General features: G+C 39.7%; 12 protein-coding genes. 5 read left to right on the forward strand and 7 right to left on the reverse strand.

Annotation, left to right across the window (positions count from 1 at the left end; translation table 11 throughout):
- Positions 1 to 50: 50 nt before the first annotated feature.
- From AC1HDJ_RS08660 to AC1HDJ_RS08680, 5 genes are all read left to right on the forward strand, one after another.
- Positions 51 to 824 carry a DUF2987 domain-containing protein gene (locus AC1HDJ_RS08660; RefSeq protein ID WP_479535093.1) on the forward strand — a complete coding sequence of 258 codons (774 nt, stop codon included), beginning with the start codon at positions 51 to 53 and terminating at the stop codon, positions 822 to 824.
- 78 nt (positions 825 to 902) lie between these two features.
- On the forward strand, positions 903 to 2,129 hold the full coding sequence (gene pepT / locus AC1HDJ_RS08665) for a peptidase T (RefSeq protein WP_479535095.1): 1,227 nt from the start codon (positions 903 to 905) through the stop codon (positions 2,127 to 2,129).
- A gap of 395 nt (positions 2,130 to 2,524) precedes the next feature.
- The gene (locus tag AC1HDJ_RS08670) at positions 2,525 to 2,899 is read left to right on the forward strand and encodes an Hpt domain-containing protein (protein ID WP_479535097.1); all 375 of its coding nucleotides are present in this window, start codon (positions 2,525 to 2,527) and stop codon (positions 2,897 to 2,899) included.
- A gap of 228 nt (positions 2,900 to 3,127) precedes the next feature.
- Positions 3,128 to 3,445: a putative pterin-binding protein gene (locus AC1HDJ_RS08675; protein ID WP_479537061.1), complete on the forward strand. Its 318-nt coding sequence runs from the start codon at positions 3,128 to 3,130 to the stop codon at positions 3,443 to 3,445.
- Between the two features lie 46 nt (positions 3,446 to 3,491).
- A complete protein-coding gene (locus AC1HDJ_RS08680; RefSeq protein WP_479535099.1) occupies positions 3,492 to 5,738 on the forward strand; it encodes a response regulator in 2,247 nt (748 codons plus the stop codon).
- Positions 5,739 to 5,752: 14 nt separating this feature from the next.
- On the opposite strand, the gene AC1HDJ_RS08685 is transcribed toward AC1HDJ_RS08680, so the two are convergent.
- The 7 genes from AC1HDJ_RS08685 to AC1HDJ_RS08715 all read right to left on the reverse strand — a co-directional run bounded on the left by AC1HDJ_RS08685 (position 5,753) and on the right by AC1HDJ_RS08715 (position 11,799).
- On the reverse strand, positions 5,753 to 6,556 hold the full coding sequence (locus tag AC1HDJ_RS08685; protein ID WP_479537646.1) for a PP2C family protein-serine/threonine phosphatase: 804 nt from the start codon (positions 6,554 to 6,556) through the stop codon (positions 5,753 to 5,755).
- 22 nt (positions 6,557 to 6,578) lie between these two features.
- Positions 6,579 to 7,253, reverse strand: coding sequence for a response regulator (locus AC1HDJ_RS08690; protein ID WP_479537648.1), 675 nt, complete (start codon positions 7,251 to 7,253; stop codon positions 6,579 to 6,581).
- A 63-nt stretch (positions 7,254 to 7,316) separates the two neighbouring features.
- Positions 7,317 to 8,039, reverse strand: coding sequence for a tyrosine-protein kinase family protein (locus AC1HDJ_RS08695; protein WP_479535103.1), 723 nt, complete (start codon positions 8,037 to 8,039; stop codon positions 7,317 to 7,319).
- 14 nt (positions 8,040 to 8,053) lie between these two features.
- A complete protein-coding gene (locus AC1HDJ_RS08700; protein ID WP_479535105.1) occupies positions 8,054 to 10,216 on the reverse strand; it encodes a polysaccharide biosynthesis/export family protein in 2,163 nt (720 codons plus the stop codon).
- A 32-nt stretch (positions 10,217 to 10,248) separates the two neighbouring features.
- Positions 10,249 to 10,710, reverse strand: a complete 462-nt coding sequence (locus AC1HDJ_RS08705; protein WP_479535107.1) for a hypothetical protein — start codon at positions 10,708 to 10,710, stop codon at positions 10,249 to 10,251.
- A 63-nt stretch (positions 10,711 to 10,773) separates the two neighbouring features.
- A complete protein-coding gene (locus AC1HDJ_RS08710; protein WP_479535109.1) occupies positions 10,774 to 11,109 on the reverse strand; it encodes an STAS domain-containing protein in 336 nt (111 codons plus the stop codon).
- 54 nt (positions 11,110 to 11,163) lie between these two features.
- Positions 11,164 to 11,799: a sugar transferase gene (locus tag AC1HDJ_RS08715; RefSeq protein WP_479535111.1), complete on the reverse strand. Its 636-nt coding sequence runs from the start codon at positions 11,797 to 11,799 to the stop codon at positions 11,164 to 11,166.
- Positions 11,800 to 11,801 lie beyond the last annotated feature (2 nt).

The raw sequence follows: 11,801 nt of genomic DNA on the forward strand, positions 1-11,801 counted from the left end.
GGTAAAAGTATTGAGGTAAATGTAATCTATCATAATGACAGGGTGTTGCTATGTATGCTGCTACCGTTTTGAATGCGCACGACAAAATCAAAAGTAAAAAAACAACAATAAAAGGAAGCACTTTACTCAACATTGTACATAAGGTTTTTTACAGCGGGTGTTTGGTTTTTTTTGGTTTGTCAGCAGGTTATGGCCATGCAGCAAGCCAAGTTTTCGAATATAAGACATTTTATGATGATGTCTCACGCGTAAATAGTGCTGATGAAGCGAAGTTAGCGGCTCGGTTAGCCTATTTTTTACATGATCCGCAAACAAAACAGCGTTGTAAGATTACGCGTATCACAATGAGTGCCGGGCGGCATAATGAGCAGATAAGTGTCGATGACTCCGGTGAGATACGGGTTCCACAAGACAGCAATTTGCGCAGTATTAACCCCAACATTACCATTGAAACGGCCAATACAGCGCCTTGTAATATCTCGGTTCAGGTACTGGCCACGTTGCCAATGACAACCACTATTTCTGGCCAGCAATTACAGTTGCTGGTGGCGGATATGAATACGCTTTACCAGCGGTTGGGAACATTTTTTACGCGCAGTCGTATGCCTAAAGTGGCGGGGGTGATCATTCGTTTTCCGACAGAAACTGGCCAGATTTCGGTAGCGAATACCGATAACCCTGTCACGGCATTAGAAACGCGTACCATTGAATATAAGCAGCATGAATGGGCAGTAGATGTTACACAATTTCCGATTACGAAAAGTGATGTGCTGACCTTTTCTGTTAAACCAACGCAAATTACCCCTTTTATTCAACAGGATTAAGCAAAAGACTGACTTGCCGCAATGCTTGTTTGTATCGACTTTGCATAATAGAGCGATTACAAATGAGGTACAGAGATTATGAATAAGCTGTTAGACCGATTTTTCTTTTACCTTGCGTTTGATACGCAGTCTAAAGCTAACCACCGCCATGTGCCGAGTTCAGAAGGGCAAATGGCGTTAGCGCAGGCACTGCGTGATGAAATGCAAGAGATGGGCTTGACCGATATCAGTTTAGATGAGCATGGTTGCTTAATGGCAACATTGCCAGCCAATACGGATCAGTCTGTACCTACGATTGGCTTTATCGCCCATTTAGATACTTCGCCCGATTATTCGGGAAAGCATGTTGAACCACAGGTGATTGAGAATTACCGTGGAGGAGATATTGCGTTAGGTATTGGTGATGAGATCTTATCACCGGTGATGTTTCCGGTATTGCACGAGATGTACGGTAAAACATTAATCACCACTGATGGTAAAACTTTGCTGGGTGCAGATGATAAAGCGGGTATTGCTGAGATATTGACCGCAATAGCACGTTTACAAGCCGAAAATGTGCCACACGGTAATATTCGAATCGGATTTATTCCTGATGAAGAAATTGGCCGTGGCTCACATTATTTTGATGTTGATAAGTTTGCGGCACAGTGGGCTTATACGGTTGACGGTGGTGGGGTTGGTGAACTTGAATATGAGAACTTTAATGCTGCCAGCGCGGTGATCCAGTTCCACGGTAATAATGTGCATCCAGGATCAGCAAAAGATGTCATGGTCAATGCTTCGGCATTAGCTATGCAATTTCATGCCAGAATGCCAGCAGGGGAGACGCCTGAGTTAACCGAAGGGCGTGAGGGTTTCTTCCATCTTAATCAGATGAAAGGTTCGGTTGAAAAAGCAGAGCTGCATTATATTCTTCGTGATTTTGACAGCGATAACTTTAGAGCACGTAAAACATTTTTATATGAGCAGGTTGCGGCTTTTAACTCAGGCTTAAAGCGTGGATGTGGAATTGATATCACAATTTCTGACTCTTATTTAAATATGCGTGATAAAGTGCTGGAATACCCACATGTTGTCGCTATTGCTGAACAGGCTATGCGTGAGTGTGGTATTGAGCCGCAAATTAAACCTATTCGTGGCGGTACTGATGGTGCGCAGCTCTCTTACCGTGGACTCCCTTGCCCAAATATTTTTACGGGTGGGTATAATTTTCATAGTAAACACGAGTTTGTCAGCGTAGAAGGCATGGATAAAGCCGTTGATGTTATTGTGAAAATTGCTGCACTTACTGTATTGAAAAATTAGTTATTACGATAATGAGCTAATATTAGCTATTTATTTTTTTAAAAGGCATCTATCTCTAATTTGTAGCAGCAGATGCCTTTTATATCCAACCTTTATGTTTATTAGTTATATCATCGCTAGTCCTTATTGTTTTTTTCTTATTTTTGCTTTTACTCTCATTTCCCATTGTTTTTAGACAATACATTCAGATGCATGTGAAGATTTCTGTGCTGAGTGCTATCTTTGAATAAGCAGATAGAGACTTAAGACTATTTATCTACTTCTGTGCATATGTGTATCGCTGTTGTTGTATCAGGGTAAGGTTGGCAGTGAGCAATTTTACCTATCAGTTGTATCTGGCTTCCGCATTGTTGTGGATTTTGTGGTGTGAGTTTATCTGTAGTAAGAGGGTATATATGGCTCAACTTCAAGCACTTAAAGCTTCCTCTATCGAGCGGCTTGATTTACAAGTATTGAATGAGTTGCAACATGAAATTGGTGATGAAGTGCTCATTGATATCATTCAGGTTTACTTAGTAGAGCTTGATGAACATATCATACAAATGACCAGTGCACATAGTGCAGAGGATTTTATTGCATTAGGCAAACTTGCACACTGTATTAAAAGCAGTTCTGGCTCATTGGGAGCAAAAGATCTGTACCAATCCGCCTTGCGTTTAGAGATGCACTGCCGAAATGGTGAGAGAGAAGAGAGTCAATCAGCATATACTGATTTCATGCAGTACAGTGAGCCAACAAAAGCCGCATTACAAGATTATCTGACATTATAATCTTGTCAGTATGAAATTTTTAGTTGGAGTATAACAGATGAAACTCAAGCCTTTATTTTACGCTATTGGATTAGCTGTATCTACACTAGTGTTGCCTGCTGCTAGTTGGGCACTTGATGCTATTACAGGTGATCCAGTATTAACTATATCAGGAAGTATAGTGAGAAGAACCAAGGTGAAATAGCTGTTTTTGATGAGCAATTACTTGACTCACTGCCTCAACATAAAATTACAACAGTAACGCCGTGGTATGAAAGCGAAAAAACATTTGAAGGTCCATTAATTAAAGATGTATTGGCACTAGTTAAACCCAATGGGAAAAACATTACTTTTGTTGCTTTGAATGATTATGAGTCAACTATCCCAACATCTGATGTTGATAAGTATGATGTTATTTTAGCAAGAAAAATTGATGGAAAAATACTGAGTGTAAGAGATAAAGGGCCTCTATTTGTTATCTATCCATTCAATACTAATCCGGAGTTGAGAACAAAATTATATTATAGCCGTTGTGCTTGGCAGGTTGATTCTATAAAAATAGAGTGATGTGTTATCATTAGCATGTAATCCGACACGCTAAATAAGGGATGAGATGAAAACAAATTATCGACTGCTTATTATGATATGCCTTGTGTTATTAGGCACATTCATAAGTATTGCATCTATCCAATATAAGCAGTTTGATGATTTGAAAAGAAGTGCCAGTATTGGTGATGATAACTTGATGTGGACCTATTTTCAGTTGCAAAATGAGTATTATCGTTTGCAATATCAACTGTTAAAAGTTGAGTCTGAAAATGGTAGTGTATCATCAATGCGTGCGCTGCAACTGCGTTATGATACTTTTGTAAGCCGTATTGGGCTAGCTCTGCATGGCAGTGATAGCCGTGAGATATTAGTTGAACAGCCCATTTACCATCAGATAAAGAAAGAGCTTCCTGCTTTTATTGATTATGCAGACACCTTTTTAGGCCCTGATATGACGCCTGTGTATGATAAAAAAAAGTACCAGGAGCTTATTGCGCGGGTTAATAAATTACAGTCTTTACTTCAAAAAACAAATCTGCAGGTTAACACATCCTTTACTGCTCTAGATGAGAACAGAAAGCAAACAGTAAAAAATCAGATTGCAACAACAACGATGATTGCTGCCTTACAATTTATGCTAATTATTGTTTTTGGTGTTGCTGCATGGAGCCAATTACAACGCAGTAAAAAGCAAAATCATTCGTTAGTGCTGCTAACCGAAAAACTAGAGGATGCACGTTTTCAGGCAGAAGCGGGTAATCGGGCAAAAAGTGTTTTTCTGGCTAATATGAGCCATGAGATTAGAACACCGATGAACGGTGTTATTGGTATGATTTCATTGCTTGAAGACAGTACGTTGAACTCACAACAAGCTGACTATTTAGCCACCGCCAAAGATTCAGCTGAGCATTTACTTGGGTTACTGAATGATATTCTTGATGTGTCTAAATTGGAAGCAGGGCATGTACGCTTAGATGTTTCTCCTTGTTCACTATCAAACCTGTTGATTAATACACATCGTTTAGTGGCTAATACAGCAGCGCAAAAGGGGTTGCAGCTAATTCTTGATTACCCGCCAGACCTTCCAGCATGGATTGAACTTGATCCAATCAGAGTCAGACAAATAATCATGAATTTAATCAGCAATGCGATTAAATTTACAGAGCAGGGCTCAATTCGTATTATCGTACGTAGCAAGCTTATATCACCGCAGCTTTTTGAGATCTCTATTGCCGTAGAGGATACCGGTATTGGGATTGCAGAAGACGTTATACCAAAATTATTTCAACGATTTTCACAGGCAGAGTTATCAACAACTCGTTTATACGGTGGTTCAGGTTTAGGGCTGGAAATATCAAAAAATTTGGCTCAGATAATGGAAGGTGATATCACATTAACCAGCGTAGTAGGAAAAGGTAGTAGTTTTGTATTTTCTTTTAAAGCAAAAGAAGCTCAAGCGCCTTTAACAGATAAATGTCAAAGCACAATGTGCCATCAGTGTACACCACAAATTAGCATTTTGGTGGTTGATGACAGTGCAGCAAACCGCAAGTTCATCTCTACCTTATTGATTGGACATGGCCATAAGGTGCAAACAGCAGAGAATGGTTTTACGGCAATAGAAAAAGTTAATAATGAGATGTTTGATCTGATCTTTATGGATATTCAAATGCCGCTGATGAATGGTTTAGATGCTGCTATGGTTATTCGTAAATATGCAGATGATAATCGCCGTGAAATTAAAATTATTGCACTGACTGCCGATGCAATGGAAGGCTCAAGAGATGTATATATTAAAGCAGGTATGAATGATTACCTGACTAAACCGGTGAAGTCTGCAGGCTTGCAAGCTGTTATTGCTAAACATTTTGATGCAAGAGACTATCATTGTGCACCCCATGATGCCATTGAGGTAGAGCAGATATACAGTGCTAAATCATTACTGGTTGTTGATGATAATAAAGTTAATTTAATGGTTGTAAAAGCCATGTTGAAAAAAATGGGCCATACAGTTGATACTGCGTCATCAGGTGAGGAGGCAATTAATACGGTGAAAAATAAAAATTATGATATCGTTTTTATGGATTTACACATGCCGGGTATGGGAGGAATAGAAACAACGCAGGTAATCATTCATGATATGGGGAAGAATTCACCTAAAATTATTGCATTAACTGCCGATGCAACTATTGGTGTTCGTGATGAGTGCTTGTCTGCTGGTATGATTGATTATTGCACTAAACCACTTACAATGAGTAAGTTAAATGATACGATTAATCGAACCTTGATTAAAGATTCGATTTTGGCATGATTTTTTACTATACGCTATACAGATTTTTCGATTAAAACAAAAGTCATGTCATCTTCGGGCATTTCTGCATGAGCAATATCAAACCAGCTGGAAATTTTTTTAGCAGCTAACTCAATAGGTTCTGATAGTGAAGAAATTAAGATCTTACTAATTTCTGTTTCGTAATGGTTGGTCAGCGCCTCACTTCTTGACTCTAATAACCCGTCAGTATAAAGCATCAATCTTTGTTTTGGCTTTAATTGCACAGTAAGTTTATTATATTGTGTATCTTCAGTGATACCCGCTAACATGCCACTAACAGGTAAAATATCCACACCTTCTTCGGTAATTAGCCACGGTTTAGGGTGGCCTGCACTGGCTAATTGAATATATTCGTTGTTGAGCTCGGCTGCAATACATGTAGTTAGTGCGCCGCTGAGTAGGGAGTCATTGATCATGCTTTGAGATAGCTTATTTAAGAGAACATTAATGCCTTCATTTTTGTATAAGCCATAAATTAAACCACGAAAGTAGCCTGCATGTGCATACGCAAAAAATTTAGCTTGTTCACCATGGCCCATGATATCACCCAGCAGTATAAGTTTATCATGCTGTAATAAGTAATCACCGCCACCTGCAGATGCAACTCGGCTTTGCACAACAAGATTATAGGTGTCTATTTTACTGGGAAGCTGCGGGCGTAAACCTGCGGTAACTTTGGGATCAAGCCGCTGATTAATCCGGGTTTTTAGATTTTGGCTTCGTTGTAGTACACGCGATACAATATCGAGCAGTTCTGTTTTTTTCACTGGTTTAACAATATAGTCGTCAACACCCAATCTTGCTGCTGTCTGGCGTGTATTATCGCTTGAGTTTCCAGTGATAAAGACAAAAGGAAGTATATCTGTTCTCAATATGTCCAGCTAAGTTTTTACGCATGCTGAGCCCATCCATACCTTGCATTGATATATCAGATAGAATTAGGTCTATTTTATTTTTTTTGATAAACGGAATGGCATCTTCGGCAGAAGGGAATTCAATAATCTGATATTTATCTTTGAGATAACTATGTATTATTTTTCGGATTACAGGGTCATCATCAACAAGAACAATAGTAGGTAGTTTAATTTGAGAGCAGAATGGATTTGATATGACTAGTTTATTTGTATTTTCAGTAGTGCGTGAATAGACAGATTGTGCAAATAATGACTGAATTAGCGCAATGCCATAACCTCCTTCGTTTAATGTATCGGGTATATCAAATATGTTGTTGTACACAGCAGTTTCACCGCCATTATCTTCTATTGTCATTACCCATTTGTTATCAATATTCGACAAAGTTAACTGAATAAAACTGGCAAGAGGGTCTGTATGTCTGACTACGTTGGTAGCTGCTTCAGTAAACGCAAGTAACCAGTGCTGTAATTCTTGTGGTGCTATACTGTGAGAATTTAATATTGAATTTAAGTTATTTCTCAGTTCACGAACCGAAAGCAGTGATGCTGTTTTTTTTAATACCCACTCATTTTTCAACATAATGCAATCCTTTCGGTGGTAATGCTGTTTTTAAGGATGTATTAAAAATACACCTACAATTTACTATAATTTAAAAGAGAGAATGGCTAATTTTTTTATTCGCGCTCTTAATTTTTCCATTAGCCGAGGAAAGCGACTCTCCAATCGGTAGGTTTCCCGCGTTAAATCACTGGCAAGGGATGGATTAAACTTGTCATTAGCGATGAAACCAATGATATTACATTCGGTCTGTTTGAGTTTTTTTAGCGCATCTTTTATTTCGCTTTCTTGGGTGCGGGAAAATAAAACAGACAGAACGGTAGCATCACAACAAGCACAGGCTATTTCACTGGGTAAGTATTTTTGCTCTTCTAATGTGATTGGCGGAATATCAAAAATGACGATGTCATAGTGCTCAGTGAAATCACTTAATAGCTGAGTGAAATTTTTTCGATACCAGCGATCAGTAGGTTCAGCACGTGTCAGTGTTGTGGCAAGTGAAAATAAAGATGATATCTGATGAATGGTCGGAAAGTTGACAGAGCTTGTATTTGGCACGCTATTAACAAGAGCATTGCCTACATCAGGGTATAATGTAGGTAAAATTGGTGCAGTGATCGATAACTCGATTAGCAGTGTACGCATATTCGCCTGAACACAGCGTTTGGCAAAGGCAAGGGCACTGCTAGATACCCCTTCTTGATGTACTGCTGAGGTAATTGCTAGTGTACGAATGCCTTTTGACAGTGCTCGGTCAAAAAGAATATCAATTTCTTTATGGTACTCAGGCTCTTTATCTTTACTCATTTTGTACTCAACCATTAAATTTTAATCAGTAAGGTAAGTACGGAGAGGATCGTAAAGATATCTGTCATCCCGCCCATGAACACAGACCAATTACTGTCTTTGGTGTCAGGGATGTATACAGTATCTCCTGCACGCAAAATAGGTAATTGGCTAAAATCAGGTGATTTCATAAAATCAAGTAAATCAAATGTACGTGCTTGATCGTTCTTCCCACTTTCAGATAAATTAGCCACAATGATTTTTTGTACATAAGCTGAACTTGTTGGGCCGCCAGCCTCAGCTAAAAGGTCAAGCAGAGTCATGCTCTCATTGAATCGATAGCGACCCGGTTTTCCAATTGCACCCATAATTCTGACGGTTGATTCTTTGCTTGTATCGAGCCATAAACGGTCTTTTTCCGGAATATAGATAGAATCACCGGTCACGACTTTTGGTAGCAGGCTTTCATCACCTGATTCAAAATAAAGGGATAAATCAAGTTTGGTGACATTGGCTGAGCCACCATTGCGGTGCGCTACGCGTATATTGCGTAAATCGGCTTTTTCTGTTGGGCCATCTGCTGCCGCTAAAATATCCAAAAAACCCATTTCTGATGTAAACGCATAACGGCCGGGAGCACCCACTTGCCCCATGATATAGATCGAATTTTCAGGCGCTTGCTGTACCCATTGTGATTTATTATCTTTCGGATCATTGGGTAGTTGCGGGATATTAATGGTATACCCCGCGCGTATATTTGGAATTTGATCTAAATTCCCGCCATCTTTGAGAAATTTAGTTAAATCAAAATAAGTGGGTTTTGCTTGTCTGCCATTTTCAGTGATTAAAATTTGTACTTTTGATGTATCGGCTTTGTCTGAAGGCCCACCTGCATTGGCGAGAAGATCAAGCAGCGACATTTCATCTGACCACTCATAGCGGCCCGGTTTATTGACTTGTCCGATAACCATCACTGCATGCTTAGGGGAAACTTTCAACCATGATTTTTCATTCATATCTGTTTTTTCGGGAATAAAGATAGCATCACCGGGTGTAATCACAGGCAATTGTCGGCTGGTTAACCCTTCAGTGTATCCTTGCAAATCAAAAGGCTCAATTGAGCCATCAGCTCGGATGATACGAATTTGTCGGCTTTCTGAGTAGCGGGTTGGCCCACCGGCATTGGCAAGAATATCCATAAAAGTATCACCTTTACGGCTTTCGTAAGCGCCGGGTTTTGCCACTTCTCCCATAATATAGACAGTACGCGTGCCTTTTTTAATTTGTTCTTCATCTTTGGGGATAAAAATAGTACTGCCCGGTGCAATTTCTGGCATGAATTGCTTGTCACCGGTATCAAGGAATTTTTTTAAGTCAAACAGTGTAGGTTCATTGTTGCTGATAACCCGAATGCGCTCAACACCCGCATAGCGAGTAACGCCACCTGCGCGCATAAGCATGTCTACCACTGTCTCTCCGGGTTTAATGCTGTATGCTCCAGGAGTATTGACTTCACCAAAAACTTTAATTGCACGCTGTGCATCAGCGGCATCGCCACTTTTTGATAAAGTTGCGGCATCAAAATCAATTTGTACATTACCGGTGAGGGGGGATGCCGGAATAAATACCGTATCGAGCGTTTGCAGTGAAGGCATTTCACTGGAATCACCGGTATCAAGATAGTGTTTATAATCGAAGGCGATTTTTTGATTTTTTCGCTGAACTTGGATATTACTGAGCTGTGCTCCCGGCACTAAGCCATTAGCAGACTCTATGGCAAGCTGTACGTTAGCATTTTCGGGTAACTGATAACTACCAGGTTTACGTACGTACCCCATTACGTTGACTAATAATAAACGTTCTTTGATGCGAACGCTAAAGCCTGAAAGATCTTTAAACACCGTTTGCAGTTGTTGACGTATTTTGGGTGTTGCCTCTGCTAGTGATAACCCGAGTAACTTAATATCACCAATTTCAGGTAATTGAACGTTACCTTGGCGATTAATTTGAAACGGCTCATTGAATGCGGCTTCACCCGGAAGATTGATAAAAATAAGGTCTCCGGGCCGCAGAGTATCAGGTGCAGTTTCTGTTGAAGCAGATGGGGCTGGTTCTGCATTAACAGGAGCAGCTAAGGGGCCAAAGAAAATAAAAAGGGATAAAAAAAATATTGGCTGAATAATCCTTAGCCAGTTCATGCCGCTCTCCTTGCTTTTATTTATCGGCAGACTTATAGCAATCGCCATTCACTTAGTGGGTTATGGGCAGAACTTGCACAGCCAGTCTTTTTTTGTAAGCTAACCAAGTCTTTTTCTGCTTTCTGAATTTCTTTTTTCCATAAGTCAAGATTGTATAACCCGTCGTACCATAATCGTGCGTGTAATTCACGTTCAATTAATATTTGGTGTTGTTCTAATTGGGTTAATCTACCGGGCATACACTCTTGTAACGTTGGGCGTAATTGCACTAATTGTGTGATTAAACTCTCTTTATAATGTAATATTTGATTAATGTTCTCTATATAATAGTGCTTTTCAGCCTGATTAGGTAATACAGTCGGCCTGATTTCAGCCATACCGCCACGCCCATCTGAAGGCCAACTTGTACAGCCTACAAGAAAACTACCTAGTATGATTAAGGTTATCCTTTTATATCTGTTCATTTTTAGCACTTTATCATAGAAAACAGACACTCTTATGCCTTTGTTTAGGTATTTGTTATTGACACTAAGCACACTTCAGTAAACTTTTAGTGATTATTCACTCGTCTTAATAACAAAATCTTTAATTGTACTATGGCACTCGATAGTATTATCAATGTGCAAGAGCTTTAATAGCTCTCTTGGTTGACCTTGATCACAAATAAGCGATAGTGTAAACGATTTTGCTTTTAATCTTTTATATAAAAAGACCAGCGCTCCAATACCTGAAGAGTCAATGAAATGAACTTCGCTGAGATCAATAAGCACGTTGTTATCTTGCAGTGCAAGCGTTTCAAATGTTTCACGGTGCTCACTTACATACATTGCATCAAGCTCGCCGCTAAGAGTCATTACTTGCCAGTTGTTTAAGGTATACATCATAGGTTTCATAGCGCTTTATCCTTAAATTTAAGACAGATTGTATTACCGTTAGTAGTTATAAACTTATTGACCACGTTTGCCTACCATCACTTTGACAGTACGCCATGCGATATTCAAATCAAGTTTTAACCACTGCCAAGGGCGTGTTAGCGCTAATGAGTAAGCAAGGTCATACGCTAGCTTACTGCGAACATCATCTAAACTTTCATCATACCCTTGGCTGACTTGTGCAAGCCCGGTAATACCGGGGGCTACGCCATAAGTTCTTTCAACGTAAAAGGGAATTGCATCTTCTAAAGTATTACAAAATTGAGGCCGCTCAGGTCTTGGGCCAATAAGTGACATTTCACCGTGTAGCACGTTGATAAATTGGGGTAATTCATCTAACCGTGTTTTACGTAAAAAATTGCCAACACGTGTGATACGTGGGTCATTTTTAGTTGCCCATACAGCACCGCTCACTGATTCGGCATCTTGACGCATTGATCTGAATTTGATCATATAAAAAAGCTCTACATGATCAGGGAAAATTCGACCGACACGTTGTTGCTTGAAAAAAACAGGGCCTTTACTTTCAAGCTTAATGGCAAGTGCAATAATGGGCCAAAGAGGGGATGTGAGAACAATCCCCAATAACGCACCGATAATGTCCATCGTTCGTTTAGCGAATGCGGTAACCGGATGAACATAGTGTGACATGA

The sequence above is a fragment of the Plesiomonas sp. ISS29 genome, assembly GCF_056522795.1.